This is a genomic window from Rhizobium sp. WSM409 (assembly GCF_057653825.1).
In genome coordinates this window covers 464806-482391 of record NZ_JBYGKP010000002.1, presented here as the reverse complement: position 1 = coordinate 482391, position 17586 = coordinate 464806, and the positions used below count along the sequence as shown (strand labels likewise).

Below are 17586 nucleotides of genomic sequence, written 5' to 3'. Positions count from 1 at the left end.
CTGCATTAAGTTTCTCTTTTCCAGTTAGCGACCGCTCGGATTGCCTTAATGTAGCTGAAGTCGTCCACCTCGCCGTGATTGTAACGCACGAAGAAGCTCTTTGTAGTCCGCTCGTACGCGCGATTTAGGTCTCGATAGAATTCGACCGGTTCCCCGGGCATGGTCCATTCTTCGGCAGCACAGTAATCACGAAAAAGCGCGTCGACAGCCTCGTGCTCGGCTCCAATCAGAGCAACACGCAAATCCCCAGTGTTGAGTATTGCCTGGTAGAAATTTTCGGCATCTCCCGCCTTGTCAAAATTCATACCGCTCCGCAACTTTACTGGCTTCGCTACGCCCATTTTTGAGATCCCAATCTTAAGTTACACTATGGTCAGCGTTTTATTTTGCCGCGTATATTTCGGACCGACTGTAAGCCCGCTGTCTTCCAGCTCTGGAGAAATCATTGACGTCGTGAAAATGATCTGATGTGGAAATTTTGCCTTGTCGGACTCTTTCACGATTAGCTTTTGATAGTTGTGGCTGCGCTCCTGCTCCATTCCTTTATCTTCGATGTTGTCCATCAGCAGAAATTTGGGGTGCCAGAACGCTGCGTCATAGGTGGCGGCCAGAAGCAACGAAAGTATCGCCGTATTTTTCAGAACGACATTGCTGCTTTCCGCGAAATTCATTTTCCCATCAACGAGCATAGCATCGTCGCCGAAGTTGACCGAAAATGTGGATGGATTTTCGAACGTATCCTCCCGTTGAAGGTCGCTCATCAGTAAACGCCGCCCAATCGAACCTACCGATTCCATCGCCTTTACTGTGCGAGCATTTGAGGAAGCCTCCAGGCGTCTCAAGCGAGCTTGAAGAATTTCGATGTCATCGTTCAGTTTCGCTCTTGCTTTTGACAACTCATCAAGCCTCTCGATTGAAGATCGCAGTTCTTCCAAATATGCCGCTTCCGACTCAAGACGACCAAGCTGCTTATTCCTTTCCGCCAAAAAGCTTTCGCGTGGCGAGTTACTGACGTCGTACCGGCTCGAAAATTCGGCGATCGCCGCGGCATATGATCTCCTTAATCCTCGACCATCGCTTTGGAGCGCCTCAAGGTCAGCGGCTTTTGATTTCAGAAGTTGCCGCGACTCTCTAATTTGCAGCTCGTTGTCTATTTTGATTTCAAAATACTTCGACCTGGCTTTGTCATCATCAACGACTTCGTGGCAAACGACACAATGCTGACCATCGACGTCAGAAAGAGGTTTCAAACAAGCGGGGCAAAACTGAAACTCGATGCTCCCCAATTTGTCGGCCAGTGTGCTCGCCGCATTCAACGTGGCCAACTGAGTCTCTAAATGGTCAATAAACTGCTCTATCTCTCCCTGTTCATCAGTAAGATCGAGTATCCGTTGCTCGTTTTCTTGTACGTCAAGCGCTAGCTTTCTCACGCGAGTCAGCATGGCTCGGCGCTCTGACACAAACTGTTGCGACTGCTCTTCTGCGACAAGCGAATCTACGTTTCTGACCTCAGCAAGTATTCTATCTCGGTTGGTCGCCAGCTCTCGCAACCTGATGTCCAAAGCGGAAATCGACGCCAGTCCCTCTGCGGACGGGAGAGCGAGAAGTGCTGCGCTGTAGAGCTTATCCTTTTCAGCGTACTCCGCCTTCAATTCGCGGAGCGCAATCTGTCCCTCATAAAGATCATAGCCATTTACTCCAATTATTAGCTGGCCAACTGCTTCGCGAATATCACGAGTGTCGAAGCTCTCAAATCTGAAGAGCTTCCCAGGCGGCGTTTGCTGATCCGCATAGAGCAATCGCAGAATCTGATGCATGGTAATGTTTGAATTGGCTGCATTGGGTGCCTCAGGAATACCCGATGCACGAAACAAAACCTGGGTAAATGACAGTTCCTTGCCACCAGCGGGCCTCCGAATAGGAACCTTCTGCCAATGATCTACCCCTTTACCCAAGGACTCTTCGAGCCCACCGTAGAAGACAAAGGTTGGTTCGAGCTTTGTACCAACGGACCGATGAACTGTCAAAATCGCCTGTTCACACTCAACTTCAATTCGGACTGCTGTGCAGTAGCGAGCGGCGTCCTTCCACCGATCAAACTCCCCGCCCAACCCGTAAAAAATGAAGTCGGAGATTGTCGATTTTCCAGAACTATTCTCGCCCCGAATGATGTTCACACCGCGGTGGAATGTCTGATCGTAAGCGACATGAGTACCTTGCGTGATCTGCAAGCGCTTCAGGGCGAAAAAAGAGACCACGATTTATGTTCCTGTCCTTCGGAGGCCTGTTACTGAGCGAAGTCCGCCTTTGCCATGACCAATTGTTGCAAACTCAATGGTAAGAAAATTCAGCACAGCCTCTTCGCCTGGCAAGACAAGTTGATCCCCGACTTCATCTGCAAACGTTGCACCGGCGGAGCTCAAAACACACTGGCCGCTGTCTATAGCAGCAATATCCAGAAGACCTTTACCAATAAGATTGTGCAGTGCTTGGACTTGGATCCCCGCCATCTTATTGTAGAGAAGCGCAGGCGACGGGTAATCTAAAAAGCAGTCTTCTGGCTTCAATACTTGCAAACTGTTGAACGCACGGCGAACATCGGCAGACATTTGCGTCTTATGTAAAAGGCTCGGATTGACGAGATAGAAGTCAGAAACGAACAGCCGGTCCCGCGTCAGCGTGTCGGCCTTCCACCTGCTCAAAATAGCGACGTACCGTCTTACGGTATCGTACACATCGAGTTGTGCATACCAAAGGCGGTACTTCATGCCCTGTCCCACCGAACATGACAGCGCTCCGTCAGGAAATAGAGGGCGTTCATCACTGTTTTCGAAGTAGCTCTCTGCTCAGCATACTTTTCTGCAAGAGGGTCAATTACATGCGTTTGCACTGCCATCGAAATCGTTGCGAGATCCGCGCCGGTGCATATCAGCGGATGATAAATGAGCGCGTTGAAGCGTTGCTCGATATCAGACAGAAGGTTCAAATGGTGCTCGTTTGTCGCTGTCCTAAGGCCAGACTGGACAAAGTTGCGTGCAAACCGGTTCTGGGAGTCATTCGCAAAAGCATATTCACCCTCCCGGCCTGCTGTGATCATTTTCGTTAGAAGGTCTCTGCGATCATGCTCGCTGACCTCATCCAGGCCATCATCATCGAACAATACCGAAGGTTCCGAAGTGCTGGCAGGCAATGGAGCTATCTTCTGTAAACGATGTCTGATACTCGCGTAAACGATGTCGAACCTGTCGATAGGCTTACAAATGCTTAGATGGTCCGCGTCGATAGCGACCGGCATTACAGCGTTTACACCTGGATCCGCGCTCTTTGGGTCGACCACAAGCGCAATCTTCGCGGTTTTGTGCATCTCATGGTAGACGGAGATCTGGATCGCTTGGCTCAGGCACAAAGACCGAAAGCTGGCATTGAGCTCATCAAGGTCAGAAGAGTCTTTCTGCAGTTTGTTGACGTGCGGCGATGCGAAGCATGCGGAAAACATTTTTAGCAAATCGGCAAGCGACGAGCCGCTGTGTGGTGTCGCAAGAAAGAAAATCCCTGCACAACTTTTAGCAACTTTCTTCCAATCATCATCTGAAGAGTCATTTGCCGTTCTCAAAATTTGTTTGACGAGGAGACCACCGAGGCTGTGGCAAATGAATACGATCGGCCTGCTTCCAAACCCGTATACAGTCAGAGTCTCGAGCGCGTTCTTTGCTCGGTCAAAAAGGTTCATTTCCTTCTTCGCCCACTGCGCAAATATGCTTGCTGGGTACCCGAGCGTGTAATAGTTTAGGTGTGGGAGGTCTGCCGAGAGCCAGTGCGGCCAGTACTCACCTTCAGGTTCGGTTGTGCCTTTGGACGACCAGGTCTCCTTGGGATCACCGGTCAGGCCATGAACAAACACCACATCGGCGCAACCACCGTTGGCAGAAACTTTTGCGAAGATTGGAACAGCTGACAAAATCAAACCCTGTAAGGCGAATGCAAATCATTGTCTACAACCGTAAATGTTCTACTCGCGAATACAAGATGACTTGAAAAGGCACCACCTTTCTCAACACAATTTCTCCAGCAGACATTGACCGCAGAGCATGGTCTTCGCGCCAAAGGCTATCCGGCGTGAGCCGTCAGTTGCAACCGAGCACAGCAACCGCCGAGCATTCGCGTGAATGCTCCATTCTTTCCCATCAACCGGAAAGTTGGTCGGACCTTTGCCTCAGACCAAACCCCACGCCCGAAACCTCCCCCTGCCCGTCATCTCCCTCAAGCCCAGTTCCAAAACAATCCGCCGCGCCGCCTGCGGCGTCACATCAAGCGTCTTCGCCACCATTTTTGCCGACACCAACGGTTTGGCCATCACCAACTCAACCAGCTCCGGCAGTTTTGAAGATGTCCGGCGCCCTTCCAGCTTTCGCTCCATCAGTGTTCGAGCCAGCGCCAGCCTGTCATGCTCCTTGAGCCCGATCTCCGCGGCCTCGATCAGTCCTTGGGCGATGGCCAGCATTCGGGTTTCCCGGTCGCGATGCCGACGACGATCGACTGGAATGGTTTTGAGGCCGAGATTGATGGCGGCGAGATGGGCACCGGTGGTAACGCCGGTCTGGCGCAATATCGACGCGGCCAGCAGCCGGCCGAGCCAGGGCGCATGCTGAAGGACGGACAGTTCGTTCCAGGCATCGAGGGCGATGATGGCCTGCAGCACCGCCGGCAAGTCTTGCGTTTGTTGCAACACGCTTCGCCACTCTTCCAGCCGGGCGTCCTCGTCCCAGTCGAGGTCATAGACCAACGGATCTTTTTCCGCCGCGCCGCCACGGCCAGGCCGTGTTACATTCTCGATCGCCGCCTCTGATCGGGCGAGCACCGCATCGATGGCGGCATAGTCGATGCCGGGGAGATTTTCGACGTCGTCACCTTCCTCCCCCTCCCCTTCCGCGTGGATCGCGGCCGCCGGCCAAATAACTTTGGCCGTCGTCGCCTCGTCCCCGCCGCCCGACCCGATCTCCGAGGTTTTCCGCAGCGAGCGGATGCCGTCGGTAGCGAGCGCCCAATCCGGTGATTGGCCGGCGATCCGCCGACGGGTTCGCAACACGTCGCGGGCGATTGTCAGTTCGTGGGTAGGTGTGCGAATATCCTTCGTGGCGTCGTGGAGGACGAGGTCTTCCAGATGGACGAGTTCGCCGTCGATCCACAGCGAAGCGCACGCGTCGGCAAAATGGGATCTTTCGATCCATCCCTGGCCGACCGGTGAACGGGCGGTACGCTCGTCCAAACGCGTCAGCGCGATACCGGCGTCGAACGCCGGGCGCATCAGGGCTGTCATGCTGATTTTCGCGAGATCGTAAACCATTGATTTTATGGTAAATGATTCGCTAAAGAAACTCTATATGGATATTACAGTTCCTCACATCGTATGATTGATAGTTGTCGAGCCAACCATCGATAAGTAGCTCTTATCGATGCGAGATTGATTTCAGTGCGCAAATCGGGGCCATGGGGACCGCCACGGCGCCCGTGGGCTCCCTCGCCTCACCTGCCCGGCCGCGCCAACGACCTCGCGATATCGACGATGTCATCGCGCGAGGCGGTTGGGTCGTCCTTGCTCCAGGCGACACCGAGGCCGATCCTGAAGTCGATGCCTCTGACCGCCTTCAGCTCGAAGGCCCGGTTCGGCAGGCCCTCGGTCCATTCCGGCGCAAAGCCGATGCCAAGCCCGGCCGAGACCAGCGACACCAGCGAATAGGTGTCGTCGCAGCTATAGGCGATGTTGCGGGTCAGATCGTATTCCTCGAACTTCTCGTTGAAGTACCGCTCGGTGTAGGAGAGGTTCTTGCGATTGAAGGCGATGATCTTCTCCCCGCGCAGATCGTCGATACCAATCTCCGCCCGCTCCGCCAGTGGGTTCGTCCTCGCCACCGCCAAGAGATAGCGCTCATGGGCGATCGAGGAGAAGCGCAACGAGCCGATGTTTTCCACCGGTCTGATGAAGCCGAGATTGATCTGGCCGTTTTCCAGGCCGCGGATGATGTCGCCGGTATTGCCACTTGATATATGAATGCGGATATCCGGGTACTTGCGGGCGATCTTTCCAAGGAACGCCGGCAGCACGCCGGTGGTGGCGGGATAGACGGTGCCGATCCTGATCTGCCGGATCGTCTTGCCGGCCACCGCCCTGGTGATCTCGGCGGACAGATCGACCTCGCTGAGGATCCCGACGCAGCGCTCGTGGAAGATCTCCCCTGCCCGCGTCAGTTCCACCCGCCGGGTCGAGCGGATGAACAGCGCGCAGCCGAGCTCCCGCTCCAGTGCCTGCACATGGTTGGACAACGCCGGCTGGGCGATGCGCACCTTGGCGGCTGCCCGGCCGAAATGCAGTTCCTCGGCCACGGCGACGAAGTAGGAGAGCTGGCGTAGTTCCATGAATCCGACCTTTCAATTTCCAAAACTACAGTTTGTAGTTATAACACTCCATATCGTTCGTGGCCAGATCGTTATCAATGGGGAACAAATCGTTCCCATGGAGATTCTTTCAAAGCGGCTTCGGGAAAGAGCTGAACAGCTAGGCATATCGAACGCCGAGGCCGCAAGGCGGGTAGGCCTCGATGAGCGCCGATATGCGCACTATGTGGCCGGCCGAAGAGAACCCGACCTAGCGATACTGGTAAGAATAGCGTTGTCGCTGGGCACAACACCAAATTGGCTGCTGGGCGTCGTAGGACACGCCGACGCAATTGCTGAAACGACAGATCTCCTGGAACGCTTTGCAAATGCCGCGAACGGCATGACGCTCGAAGAACTACAGCTATGTATCATACTGGCGGAAGCGATCGTCGCAGCCAAAGGACGGCGCTAATATCTCAGATGGACATGCCCTTGCTCGTCGGCGAAACCCATCTTTGTCGCCTTGAAGGGAAGCGAGGAACCAGCGTAATAGCCGTAGGCAGTCAATCCCGACTGCACCTGGATGACGATCCGCCTGACCTTGTTCGAGTTTCCGGGAAGTGGCTTCGCGGGTGCAATCTGCTGCGGGGCGGCCGGCGCAGGAGCGGGCGTCGGTGCAATCAGAGAGCCGCCGGTGGGGACCGGGCCGCCCCTGTGGACATCTCGCTCCCGCTCGTTTTGGCAAGCCCGGCATCGATCTGTAAGATCAGTCGCCGGAATTCTGACGGACGGCTTGGCCGTTCTTGCGTCGACGCCACGGCAAGGGTCCCCTCCAAACAATGAGCATACCAGGCGAAGGCGCGCCCGCGCCGGCGCCCGTTCGCGCACGGCTTGACCGGTTAAAAGGGCAGCCGCAGGAGGGTTAGCGGAGCGCCGCTCGGGAACGAGCGGAACCCGGGACCGACTGCCCCCGGCAAGCCGTTCCGCTTTTGGTGTACCCGTGGTGCCCCTCGCCTCGCCTGCCCGGCCGCGCCAACGACCTCGCGATATCGACGATGTCGTCACGCGAGGCAGTCATGGGCGATCGAGGAGAAGCGCAAGGAGCCGATGTTTTCCACCGGTCTAATGAAGCCGAGATTGATCTGGCCGTTTTCCAGGCCGCGGATGATGTCGCCAGTGTTGCCGCTTGATATATGGATGCGGATATCCGGATACTTGCGGGCGATCTTTGCCAGAAACGCCGGCAGCACGCCGGTGGTGGCCGGATAAACGGTGCCGATCCTGATCTGCCGGATCGTCTTGCCGGCCACCGCCCTGGTGATCTCGGCACTCAGATCGACCTCGCTCAGGATCCCGACGCAGCGCTCGTGGAAGATCTCCCCTGCCCTGGTCAGTTCCACCCGTCTGGTCGAGCGGATGAACAGCGGACAGCTGAGTTCCCGCTCCAGCGCCTGCACATGGTTGGAGAGCGCCGGCTGGGCGATGCGCACCTTGGCTGCCGCCCGGCCGAAGTGCAGTTCCTCGGCCACCGCGACGAAGTAGGAGAGCTGGCGTAGTTCCATCAGTCACCGCACGTACCGTTCTCACTAGGCACCACGTATCGTACATAGAGACCCGTGTGGTTTGTCATGAACAAAATGTGGTCATGGAGCCATTCTCTTCAAATCTCAAACGACGCGCTGAACAATTTGGCATTTCGAACGCGGAGGTAACTCGTCGCGCTGGCCTTAGCGACCGCCGCTACGGAAACTACATTACCGGCCGTCGTGAACCGGACTTGGCAACCCTGGTCCGCATCGCTTCGGTATTGAACGTGAGCATCGACGAGTTGCTTGGTAACAATGCTGAGGAGAACGTCAGAACGACGGATGAGCTGTTCCATGAAAGATTAGCCGTGGCGCTCAAGGCACTTCAAAGCGATGACCTTCGAAGACTGGTCGTGATGATCGAGGCGCTGGCCACCCAAAAATAATGGATAGATTACTTTGGGCAGCCTTTTCCCGCCTATGAGTTGGCTGCGGCGCTCGTTGGGAAGGGTCCGCCTGGGCTGCGGTGGTTATCTCTCCGAGGCGGCCAACCGCGGTATTCCCCTCCCCGAGGCAATGGAAAAGTTACGCCATCGCTCGGTTCAGCAGGCATCTAGTTATTTTATCAACGCGACGCGGCGAAGCGGGCGGGCCGCCCGGATGCTGTAGTGCTGATTTCGATAACAAACAAGCATCAATGTGGGCTGCGTCAATCGACGGTTGCCAATCAGAGTTTTGAACCGTGCCGAGATCGTTTAGCAATGCTGGACAGATCGACTTTCTTGCCCGCGACATCCGCAACGATCCTCAATGTGCCACCGAGTGACTCAACGTATTCGCGAAGTGTGGAAAGCTTCATATCCGCACGTTTTTCTAGCCTCGAGACGTTCGTCTGCTTAAATCCGGTCCCGGCAGACACCTGTTCTTGCGTCCGTCCGGCGAGCGCCCGCAGTTCTCGCAAATTGTGCGCCGTGACAAGTTCCTCAGCACGCTTTGCAACAGCGTGCTGTTCGGCTTCGGGAAGCGTCTGTATCAGATTGTCGAGGTCATCCATGTTTCTTCTCCAACTCGCGTAAGTGCTCGTCGTATCGTTTGTCCGCCAGATCAATCAGTCTTTGTAGAAGAGTTTCTGGCTCATGCCGCTCTCCGCTCCGCCGCAAAGGACGATGGCTTTTCGCTCGGGATCAAAAGCAAAGGCGAACCGCCATTGAACCTTCAATACCTTGATACGTAGTTCCTTCATGTTCACGTGTTTGGAACCTCCGAGCGTGTCAACCTCAGGACGGCCTAGTCGTAAGCCTTTCTGGCGCGGGAGTACCAAATACGCCAGCAACTCCACCCGAACATCGGCAGGCAGGTCGGTCACCTCACTCTTGAAGCGACCATGAAAATCGACCGTCCATTCCGTCCTTTCATATCCTGAATGATATAGATCCTCTCGGATATATAGAGCATGCTCTCACTATGGGCAATAGAGGGTTTTTGCCGCCTCCTGCTAGTCGCAGCGTCACCTGCAGAAAAATCATCTGGCGTTCTCGAGTCACCCGCAGGCGCTGAGGTTCGTGGTCTTGCACCCCACACTCGTAGCCCGCGCCTGCGAGCACGCCGGCATGATCTACGAGTTGGAATAAGCGTCAAACCCCTATTCCGGTATCATGAGGCGAGCCCTGCGCTACCAATGCTCCTGAAATCGGTCGCGACATCGACGAATGACGTAAGTTTGAGCATTCCAGAATGCACGCCATCGCTGCCGCGGCATTTCGAGGACCCATGGCTTCGCAAGCTTCCTCATCGGCTGAGGGGCTTACGCCCAGCATTGAGCGGACCACCAGGGCAGCTGTCATCAGCTCGCGCCAATGCGATATGCCGCCGTTTGGCCCCTAGTCCAAAATTTGTGGGCGGGCTCGAAGAACTATGCCCAACGGAAACGAGTTAATCGGTTCAACAACCGGCTTTGGCCCTTCACGCTTCATACTCTGTGTCTGCGGCTCGTCCCGCAAGCTTTCGCCCTGCTCTTTTTCAGAGCTTGGTTCAAGTTCATTGATAGATTCGGGTTTTGAATTCTGTATGTGACGGCCACTTTGGATGGCATTGCCATGCATATTCTCGGTATTATCTGGATTTCCAGAGCGTTAAGTACCTCTTCGCGAAGAAGCTCCTTTTCATCGAGCGTCGTTTCGACCTGTGCTCTGTCTGGATAACGCGGAAGCCGTCCGAGGATACCAGGCGTGGCCGTCAAATGACGGACGCGGCTCAGCAGGAGGGGCCGGGGGATCAGTCTATCCGACGGCCTTCGGCGGAGAAGAGGTGGACTTTCTCGGATTTGGGCGCGAGGTGGATTTGCTGGTCAGGTTTTAAATCCACCCGCCGGTGCAGCACGATGGTTGCCGTCTCCGTGCCGACACGCACCGAAAGATGGGTCTCCGCACCGGTGGGCTCGACAGTCAGCACGGTGGCCGGAATGCCCGTCTCCGCAATTTCGAGGTCCTCAGGGCGAATGCCGTAGGTGCGCGCCGCGCTTTGGCTCAATCGCGGCGGAAGCGGCAGGGAAACGCCACCTCCGATACGGAAGCCGCCGTCGCTGATGCCGCCCTCGAAGAGGTTCATCGACGGCGAGCCGATGAAGGCGGCGACGAAGGTGTTATCCGGGCGGTCGTAGAGATCGAGCGGCTTGCCGATCTGCTCGATGCGGCCGGCGCGCATGACGACGATCTTGTCGGCCATGGTCATCGCCTCGATCTGGTCGTGGGTCACGTAGACGATAGTCGTGCCAAGGCGCTGATGCAGCTCCTTGATCTCGCTGCGCATAGTCACCCGCAGCTTGGCGTCGAGGTTGGACAGCGGCTCGTCGAAGAGGAACACTTTCGGATGGCGTACAATGGCGCGGCCCATGGCGACGCGCTGGCGCTGGCCGCCGGAAAGCTGTTTCGGCAGGCGCTCCAGCAGGGGTTCAAGTGCGAGAATGCCGGCGGCCTCGCTCACCAGCTTGTTGATTGTCGCCTTATCGCGCCCCTGCAGCTTCAGGGCAAAGCCCATATTTTCGCGCACCGTCATGTGCGGATAGAGCGCGTAGGACTGGAACACCATGGCGATATCGCGCTCCTTCGGCGCGACGTCGTTCATGACGCGGCCATCGATGCGGATTTCACCGCCGCTGATATCCTCTAGCCCCGCCAGCATGCGCAGAAGCGTGGACTTGCCGCAGCCGGACGGCCCGACGAGCGTGACGAACTCACCGTCCTCGATATCTGCGGAAACCCCGTGGATAACGGAGGCCGCGCCGTATTGCTTCTGAACCCGGTCGATTGCTACCGATGCCATTGTCTGTCCTCCCTCACAGTTTCAATTGCCAGACGCCGGCCCCGGCGACGGCGCCGGCGAGCGTTGCCGAACGTGCGGCGGCAAAGCTCGGAATGCGTTTGGACCCCGTCCAGCGACCGTTGTCAGCGAAGACCTCGATGGAGCCGGCATCGAGGAAGATGCGCAGGCTCGACGGTTTCGCGCCGGCGGCGACGTAACGCGGCGGCCTCATACCGGTGCGGGCATCGAAGACAATCGCCAGACCATCGGCGTCGAGTTTCACGCCGAGATCGACATCCGGATGATCGAAGGTGAGATCGAAGGCGGCGCCCGGCGCGGTGAGATCAAGCACGATCTCGACGGCGCCGGTGCCGAGCGGCACGGTCTTGCCGGCGGCAAGCGCGGTGTCGTCCAGCAACCGATGGCGTAGGCTTTCGACGGCTGCGACCGGCGGAGTCAGCACGGTGTCGCCGTCGAGAAACATGCGGCGCGGCAGGGTCATGGCCGTCGGGAAATCGTCCTTCTTGGAAAAATCCGTCCAGTTGGCGAGCCAGGCGATGCCGACCGGCTCGTCGCCATCAACGAAGGCCTGGAAAGCATAGGCATCCGAACCGAAATCCAACTCCTGCACGAATTCCGCGACGAAGGTGCGGCCATCGAAACCACCGACGGTGACGGAGGTGAGGTTGCGGCGGCCGGTGGCCGGGTCGCGGCTGGTGAGCAGACCGAAGATCAGCGCCCAGCGGGTTTCTGCGTTTTTGCCGGAAAGCGGCACCATGCAGGGGCATTCCGCCGCCGTCATGCCGAAACCGTCCTCGCGATGGAGGATGCCGAGGAAGGTCCAGCCATCGGCGCCTTGCGCGTCTGCGGTTTCATAGAGCAGTACGACGCCGCCCTGCCTGTCGCGGCTGCCGAGCAGCATCTTCCAGCGCCCGTCCGGGCCTTTGAAGACATAGGGGTCGCGGAAATCGGTGGTGAGGTTCAAGCCTTCCGGGCGCAGCGGCATCACGATTTCCGACGGGCCGGCGACGATGCCGTCGCGGCTGACGGCGGAAAGCTGGATTTGCTCTTCCGGTAGACGGTCACGCACATGCTCGGTGTAGAAGACGCGGATCTCCTCGCCTTCCGGGCCGGTGCCGGGGATCGCCGAGCCGGAGAAGGCGCCGCCGCGGCCATCGTCCTTTTCCGATAGATGCGCCGCCGGGAAGAGGAACATGGGCAAATGCGTCCAGCGGACGAAATCCTTCGAGACGGCATGGCCCCAGTGCATAGTGTTCCACCGCGGCTCATGAGGATAGTGCTGGTAGAAGAGGTGAGCGTTTCCGCCGAACCGTCCAAAACCGTTCGGATCGTTCATCCAGCCGAAGGGCGGGCGGAAATGGTAGCTGTCGGGTACGTCGGGGGCGGAGGTGCGGGCATCGCTGTGCAGGACGCGGATGCCCGCCTTCATCACGGTTTCCGGCCGGAAGGCGTAAGCGACGGAGAGCGCTGTGGTTGTCGCATCATAAGACAGCGTGGCACGACCGCCTTTCGCGAGCGTCACAGCGAAGAACTCAAATTCCCCTGCGCGGTGGGTCGAGGGCTCGCCGATGTCGTTGCCATCAACGGCGACGAAGAGCTTCGCCTCGCCGCCGGCATGGCGCGCCTTCAGCCAGAGATGCAGCACCGTACCTTCGGGCAGTTCCGCTTCAATGGTTTCAGGTGCTGACGTTTCGGATTTTGCCTGCAGAGACATGATCAACCTTTCACGGCGGAGCCGACGAATGAACTGACGAACCAGCGCTGGAAAGCCAGATAGAGAATGAGGACCGGGATCATCATCAGCACCGAGGCGGCCATGGCGCGGTCCCAGTAGATGCTGTCCTGTCCGAAGAAGGTGGCGATGGCGACGGCAATCGGCCGTGCATAGTCGGTCTGGGTGACCAGCGTCGGCCAGAGATACTGGTTCCAGCTTTCGATGCCCATGAGGATTGAGACCGTGGCGAGCGCCGGCAGGCTGAGCGGCATATAGATCGACCGGTAGATGCGGAAGGTCGACGCGCCATCCATTTCCGCCGCTTCATAGAGTTCTTTCGGCAGTTGCGCGAAGAACTGGTAAAAGAGGAAGACATAGAGCGGGCTTGCCACCCAGGGCAGGATCTGCACCGCGAAGGTATCCGTCAGCCCCGCCCGCGACATCATGACGACGAGCGGCATGATGATGCTTTCCTGCGGGATGACATAGAGCGCGACGACCAGCGCCAAGAGCGCCGCCTTGCCGCGCAGCGAGCCCCAGGCGAGAACGAAGCCCGCCATGGAATTGACGACCAGTCCTGAGACGACAGTGGCGACGAGGATCACCAACGAATTGAAGAGATATCGGCCATAGGCCAGTTCGCCGGAGAAATGGGCGACCTCCTTGTAGTTCGACAGCGTCGGGTCGCTGACCCAGAAGGCGCGGAAGCTGCCCATGTCAGCGAGGATGCGGAAGCGGTCGTCCTTCAGGCTGGCGATCAGCAGCATGAACAGCGGCGAGATCATCACCAGCGCGATGACCAGGATGCAGAGGCTCTGCACGATGCGCAGGCTTCTCTTGCCGTCGCCCCTTGCGATTGCCAGCGGGACGGGCTGGGTCAAAGCGAGATCAGACATCGAAGCGCCTCAGGAGTTTGCGTTGCAGGAGCGCGATTAGAAGAACGATGACGAAGAGGATGACGGACACTGCCGATGCGTAGCCGAGTTTCTGCTCCTCGAAGCCGGCGCGCACCATGTAGTGGACAACGGTTTCGGTGCTTTCGTTCGGGCCGCCCTGGGTGAGGATTGCCACCTGCGTATAGAGCTTGAAGGCCTGGATCGTGGTGATGACCAGCACGAAGACATGGGTCGGGCGAAGACCGGGCATAGTGACGTGCCAGAAGCGGCGCAGCGCGCTTGCCCCATCGATGCGGGCGGCATCGTATAGTTCTTCGGGAATGCCCTGCAGGCCGGCGAGATAGATGATCATCTGAAAGCCATAGGCCTGCCAGGCTGAAAGCAACACGATGGAGAACATCGCCCAGTTGGGGTCGCCGAGCCAGTCGATTGGCTGAATCGTGCCGCCGGAAAGGAAACCGACGATCTGGTTGAGCGGGCCGCTCGGGTACTGGAAAAGCGTGCCCCAGATGACGCAGACCACCACCATGGAGGTGATCGCCGGCAGGAAGAACAGGCCGCGCAGCAGGTTTTGCATTGGCAGCTTCCGATGCAAGAGGAGCGCGGTCAGGAAGGCGAGGCCGCACTGCAGCGGCAGCACCCATACGGTGAAGCGCGTGACGTTCCACAGCGAGGTCCAGAACAGCGGATCGGTGAAGACGCGCTCGAAATTCAGGAGGCCGACGAAGCGCACCGGCGTCGGGCGCGGCACGAGCGGCTGGTTGGTCATCGCCGTCCAGAAGGACAAGAGGAACGGCGTGATCAGGAATATCGCCATAAGCAGAAAGGCAGGCGCGATCATCGCCATTTCCTGCCAGAGCCGCTTGTTGTCGCGGCGTTTGGCCGGACGTCGCAAAGCGGGGGTGGAGGTCTGTTGCAAAGTCATTGTTTCCTCCTCATCGGTCATCCTCCCGAGATAGTCCAGGGCCGGCAGGACGAGCCGGCCCCGTCAAAACCCCTTACTTCTGCTCGTCGAAGGGCGGGTAACCGGCGTTGTCCTCGATATCCTCGTCGATCTTCTCGGCAGCGGCCGTCAGCGCTTCCTGCGCGTCACCACCGTTGAAGATCTTGTCGACGGCCTGCATGAAGGCCGAGGTGATCGTCGGATAGGCCGGGTGCGGCGGACGGGCGACCGCGGTCTTGGAAGCCTGCTCAAAGGCGACGGCGAGCGGACCGCCTTCCGCATAGAGCGGGGATTCGGCGGCGAAGCTTTTCAAGCCCGGATAGGCGGACTGGGTCTTGGCGTACTCCCGGTACTCCTTGTCCTTCAAAAGGAAGCTCAGGAACTTGCCGGCGATCTCAGGGTTTTTCGAGGTCGCGGAAATACCCCAGATCCAGGTTCCGTTCGGGCTCACGCCCTTGTCGCCGATCTTCGGCAGCGGCATGACGACGATATTGTCCTTCATCGCTGCCGACGCCTCCGCGTAGAACCAGTGACCGCCCATGGCGAGCGCGGCCGGCTGTCCCTCGGCGTAGAACTGGTTGGTGCCTGACGAAGTCGGTACGACCCAGCCTTTCTTCACCCAGTCCTGCATCATCGTCAGCGCCTTGACGCAGGCCTCGCCATCGAGCGTGCCGCTGGCCTTCCAAGTCTTGCGGTCGATCAGGTCGCAGCCGGCGCTTTCGAGCAGGGGGCCGTAGGCATAAGTGATCCATTCGGTCTTGATGCCGTAACCTCGGAAGGTGTCGATCGGCCACTTCACGCCTTCGAGCTTGGAAAGCTTTTCGAGATAGCCTTCGAATTCCTCGCGGGTCCAGGCATCATCGACCGATTTCGGAATGCGGGCGCCAATGGCTTCAAGATATTTCCTGTTGCCGTAGAGCACGACCGAGGAGTCGGTGAGCCCGATCGCATAGAGGTCCTTGTCGATCGGATAGGTGCCCTGGGCGATATTCGAATCCGTCATGTCATCGAGCAGGTCCTTGTCAATCAGCGGCTTGACGGCCTGTAGATAGCCGGACCAGACATAATTGGCGAGGAACGGAGCATCGAGTTCCATGATATCGGGCAGCTGCTTGGCCATGACGGCGGCGCTGAACTTTTCGTTATAGGCATCGTGCGGCGCGTAGATCATCTCGATGTCGACATCGGGATTGACGGCCTCGAAGCGGGTGGCAACGTCGCCATAGGCCTTTACCCAGCCGGGATCACCCTGGTGCATGACGTGGATGACGGTCTTCGCCTCGGCGAAAACGGCGGTCGCGACCAGGGTAGCGGACGCTAGGAGTGCGGAAAGTAAACGATTACCCATCAAAATCCTCATTTCGTATTCTCCTCCTGTTTGGCACTATTCGATGTTCAGACGGATGCCCGTTCGACCAGATGGAACGGCAGTTTCCGCAGATGCGGCGGTTCGGGCTGCTCGGCCAGGAGGATCTCCATGGCAAGGCGGCCCATGGCGCGGTGCGGCAGGGCCATCGTCGTCAATGGCGGGTCCAGCCGCGAGGCCAGCTCGACCTGGTTGTCGAAGCTTGCCACCGCGATATCATCCGGAATGCGAAGGCCGGCACGGGCAAGCGCCGCATAGACTTCCATCGCCACGCGGTCATTGCCGCACAAGATGGCGTCAGGCCGTTGACCGGATTTCAGAAGCGCCTCCACATGAGAGGCAACAAGGCTTGGCGCGCGGTCGCTGTAGACGCTGCGGCGCACCGCCGGCAACACGCCGACGGGGTCAATGCCCCCCTCCTCAAGCGCCGCACGAAACCCCATCTCGCGTAGCGTACCGGCGAGAATGCCCGGCAGGTTGATAAAGGCGATGCGACGGCGGCCGGCGACGAGGAGATAACGCACGATCTCCCGCGCGCCGCCCTCCTCGTCCGGCACCAGCGCGGTGACGCGGCCGGTAGCCTCGCGGCAGTTGATCATGACGCCGACGGCGCCCGCCAACCTGTCCGGCAGGGCGACATCCTTGTGGTACATGGCGGCATAAGCAACCGCGCGCGGCCGGAACTGCTGCACCTCGTCGAGCACCGAGCCGATAGACTGGCCGCTGCGGTGGTTGACCGCAAAGACCGCCATGCCGGCGCTGCGGGCCGCCCCGTCGAGGCCACGCACGATCTCGGTGGCGAAGGGCGACGTGATGAGGCCGTCAGAGACGACTCCGACCAGCGGTAGCCAGCCCTGACGCACGCCACGCGCCGCAAGGTTGGTCACGTAGCCGAGTTCTTCCGCAATGGCCTTGACCTTCTGACGCGTATCGTCCGACATGCGGGCGGAGCCGCCGTGCAATGCGCCGGAAACCGTCTTCACCGAGACTCCCGCACGTTCCGCGATGTCAGAAAGAGATACTGCCACGATCCTCGCCATCCTCCTTGGGTTATCGATTACCCAATACTCGCGGCGGACGTGTTTTGTCAAGCGGCTTTTACGCGCACTGCTCGGCGTTTCGAACATCTATCTGTCAATCGGCGAACAAAACCATGCGAGCACAGTTTCGGCTTTCCGATCCGGTCCCTGGCGAGTTAAAAGTGGAAGCAGTGCATGATGCGTCGCGCCGCAATCATCGATAAGGCACGTTCATTTGCGATTTTAAACGCAGAAAAGACGACCGCATTTCGCCGACCGGGAACCGGCGACCGCCAATGCCTGGCTGCTCCAGCAGCCCCAGCTCGGAATCGTCGCACGAGACGGCGGTCGTGATATGCCCGGACAACCGCACAAGCCCTGCCACACGCAGATCAGGTTGCCGACCGCTCGCATTTGATGGAGAAC

At 58.4% G+C, this 17586-nt stretch carries 17 protein-coding genes and 2 pseudogenes; 3 read left to right on the top strand and 16 right to left on the bottom strand.

What is annotated here, in order from left to right; genetic code table 11:
• Positions 1-5 precede the first annotated feature (5 nt).
• From AC25BC_RS25795 to AC25BC_RS25770, 6 genes are all read right to left on the bottom strand, one after another.
• Positions 6-341, bottom strand: coding sequence for a DUF3223 domain-containing protein (locus AC25BC_RS25795; RefSeq protein WP_128439832.1), 336 nt, complete (start codon positions 339-341; stop codon positions 6-8).
• 21 nt (positions 342-362) lie between these two features.
• Entirely contained in the window at positions 363-2258 is a 1896-nt protein-coding gene (locus AC25BC_RS25790; RefSeq protein WP_164903038.1) for an ATP-binding protein, read from the bottom strand.
• A gap of 3 nt (positions 2259-2261) precedes the next feature.
• Positions 2262-2768, bottom strand: a complete 507-nt coding sequence (locus AC25BC_RS25785; RefSeq protein WP_128439834.1) for an ABC-three component system middle component 5 — start codon at positions 2766-2768, stop codon at positions 2262-2264.
• Positions 2765-3958: an ABC-three component system protein gene (locus tag AC25BC_RS25780; RefSeq protein WP_206642403.1), complete on the bottom strand. Its 1194-nt coding sequence runs from the start codon at positions 3956-3958 to the stop codon at positions 2765-2767. The genes AC25BC_RS25785 and AC25BC_RS25780 overlap by 4 nt, the downstream gene beginning before the upstream one ends.
• Before the next feature lie 255 nt (positions 3959-4213).
• A complete protein-coding gene (locus AC25BC_RS25775) occupies positions 4214-5353 on the bottom strand; it encodes an RHE_PE00001 family protein (protein WP_128439835.1) in 1140 nt (379 codons plus the stop codon).
• 170 nt (positions 5354-5523) lie between these two features.
• Positions 5524-6414 (bottom strand): LysR family transcriptional regulator, encoded by an 891-nt coding sequence (locus AC25BC_RS25770; RefSeq protein WP_128439836.1) that lies wholly within the window; start codon positions 6412-6414, stop codon positions 5524-5526.
• A gap of 97 nt (positions 6415-6511) precedes the next feature.
• Here AC25BC_RS25770 and AC25BC_RS25765 point away from each other — a divergent pair, with 97 nt between their 5' ends.
• Positions 6512-6847 carry a helix-turn-helix domain-containing protein gene (locus AC25BC_RS25765; protein WP_128439893.1) on the top strand — a complete coding sequence of 112 codons (336 nt, stop codon included), beginning with the start codon at positions 6512-6514 and terminating at the stop codon, positions 6845-6847.
• A gap of 601 nt (positions 6848-7448) precedes the next feature.
• Here the strand turns inward: AC25BC_RS25765 and AC25BC_RS25760 are convergent.
• Positions 7449-7937, bottom strand: a pseudogene (locus tag AC25BC_RS25760) (LysR family transcriptional regulator); the annotation flags it as partial.
• An 83-nt stretch (positions 7938-8020) separates the two neighbouring features.
• Here AC25BC_RS25760 and AC25BC_RS25755 point away from each other — a divergent pair.
• On the top strand, positions 8021-8347 hold the full coding sequence (locus AC25BC_RS25755; RefSeq protein ID WP_128439837.1) for a helix-turn-helix domain-containing protein: 327 nt from the start codon (positions 8021-8023) through the stop codon (positions 8345-8347).
• Between the two features lie 82 nt (positions 8348-8429).
• A pseudogene (locus AC25BC_RS25750) lies at positions 8430-8570 on the top strand (integrase); the annotation flags it as partial.
• 58 nt (positions 8571-8628) lie between these two features.
• On the opposite strand, the gene AC25BC_RS25745 reads toward AC25BC_RS25750, so the two are convergent.
• From AC25BC_RS25745 to AC25BC_RS25705, 9 genes are all read right to left on the bottom strand, one after another.
• On the bottom strand, positions 8629-8955 hold the full coding sequence (locus AC25BC_RS25745) for a helix-turn-helix domain-containing protein (protein WP_128439838.1): 327 nt from the start codon (positions 8953-8955) through the stop codon (positions 8629-8631).
• Positions 8956-9009: 54 nt separating this feature from the next.
• Positions 9010-9267, bottom strand: coding sequence for a type II toxin-antitoxin system RelE/ParE family toxin (locus AC25BC_RS25740; RefSeq protein ID WP_348629797.1), 258 nt, complete (start codon positions 9265-9267; stop codon positions 9010-9012).
• A gap of 268 nt (positions 9268-9535) precedes the next feature.
• Positions 9536-9718 carry a replication initiation protein RepC gene (repC, locus tag AC25BC_RS25735; RefSeq protein WP_487778574.1) on the bottom strand — a complete coding sequence of 61 codons (183 nt, stop codon included), beginning with the start codon at positions 9716-9718 and terminating at the stop codon, positions 9536-9538.
• A gap of 457 nt (positions 9719-10175) precedes the next feature.
• Positions 10176-11222: an ABC transporter ATP-binding protein gene (locus tag AC25BC_RS25730; RefSeq protein WP_017995955.1), complete on the bottom strand. Its 1047-nt coding sequence runs from the start codon at positions 11220-11222 to the stop codon at positions 10176-10178.
• Positions 11223-11235: 13 nt separating this feature from the next.
• On the bottom strand, positions 11236-12936 hold the full coding sequence (locus AC25BC_RS25725) for a beta-fructofuranosidase (RefSeq protein WP_003562167.1): 1701 nt from the start codon (positions 12934-12936) through the stop codon (positions 11236-11238).
• Between the two features lie 2 nt (positions 12937-12938).
• Positions 12939-13832, bottom strand: a complete 894-nt coding sequence (locus tag AC25BC_RS25720; RefSeq protein ID WP_003562168.1) for a carbohydrate ABC transporter permease — start codon at positions 13830-13832, stop codon at positions 12939-12941.
• Positions 13825-14757, bottom strand: a complete 933-nt coding sequence (locus AC25BC_RS25715; protein WP_128439839.1) for a carbohydrate ABC transporter permease — start codon at positions 14755-14757, stop codon at positions 13825-13827. The genes AC25BC_RS25720 and AC25BC_RS25715 overlap by 8 nt, the downstream gene beginning before the upstream one ends.
• Before the next feature lie 73 nt (positions 14758-14830).
• Positions 14831-16123 (bottom strand): ABC transporter substrate-binding protein, encoded by a 1293-nt coding sequence (locus AC25BC_RS25710; RefSeq protein ID WP_164903039.1) that lies wholly within the window; start codon positions 16121-16123, stop codon positions 14831-14833.
• Between the two features lie 47 nt (positions 16124-16170).
• Positions 16171-17181, bottom strand: a complete 1011-nt coding sequence (locus AC25BC_RS25705; RefSeq protein WP_128439841.1) for a LacI family DNA-binding transcriptional regulator — start codon at positions 17179-17181, stop codon at positions 16171-16173.
• Positions 17182-17586: the final 405 nt, after the last annotated feature.

What these genes read in the sequence shown, in the direction of transcription:
- AC25BC_RS25795 (WP_128439832.1), bottom strand. Translation starts at nt 341, where the DNA reads ATGGGCGTAGCGAAGCCAGTAAAGTTGCGGAGCGGTATGAATTTTGAC.
- AC25BC_RS25785 (WP_128439834.1), bottom strand. Translation starts at nt 2,768, where the DNA reads ATGAAGTACCGCCTTTGGTATGCACAACTCGATGTGTACGATACCGTA.
- AC25BC_RS25770 (WP_128439836.1), bottom strand. Translation starts at nt 6,414, where the DNA reads ATGGAACTACGCCAGCTCTCCTACTTCGTCGCCGTGGCCGAGGAACTG.
- AC25BC_RS25765 (WP_128439893.1), top strand. Translation starts at nt 6,512, where the DNA reads ATGGAGATTCTTTCAAAGCGGCTTCGGGAAAGAGCTGAACAGCTAGGC.
- AC25BC_RS25755 (WP_128439837.1), top strand. Translation starts at nt 8,021, where the DNA reads ATGGAGCCATTCTCTTCAAATCTCAAACGACGCGCTGAACAATTTGGC.
- AC25BC_RS25745 (WP_128439838.1), bottom strand. Translation starts at nt 8,955, where the DNA reads ATGGATGACCTCGACAATCTGATACAGACGCTTCCCGAAGCCGAACAG.
- repC (WP_487778574.1), bottom strand. Translation starts at nt 9,718, where the DNA reads ATGCTGGGCGTAAGCCCCTCAGCCGATGAGGAAGCTTGCGAAGCCATG.
- AC25BC_RS25730 (WP_017995955.1), bottom strand. Translation starts at nt 11,222, where the DNA reads ATGGCATCGGTAGCAATCGACCGGGTTCAGAAGCAATACGGCGCGGCC.
- AC25BC_RS25725 (WP_003562167.1), bottom strand. Translation starts at nt 12,936, where the DNA reads ATGTCTCTGCAGGCAAAATCCGAAACGTCAGCACCTGAAACCATTGAA.
- AC25BC_RS25720 (WP_003562168.1), bottom strand. Translation starts at nt 13,832, where the DNA reads ATGTCTGATCTCGCTTTGACCCAGCCCGTCCCGCTGGCAATCGCAAGG.
- AC25BC_RS25715 (WP_128439839.1), bottom strand. Translation starts at nt 14,757, where the DNA reads ATGACTTTGCAACAGACCTCCACCCCCGCTTTGCGACGTCCGGCCAAA.
- AC25BC_RS25710 (WP_164903039.1), bottom strand. Translation starts at nt 16,123, where the DNA reads ATGGGTAATCGTTTACTTTCCGCACTCCTAGCGTCCGCTACCCTGGTC.
- AC25BC_RS25705 (WP_128439841.1), bottom strand. Translation starts at nt 17,181, where the DNA reads ATGGCGAGGATCGTGGCAGTATCTCTTTCTGACATCGCGGAACGTGCG.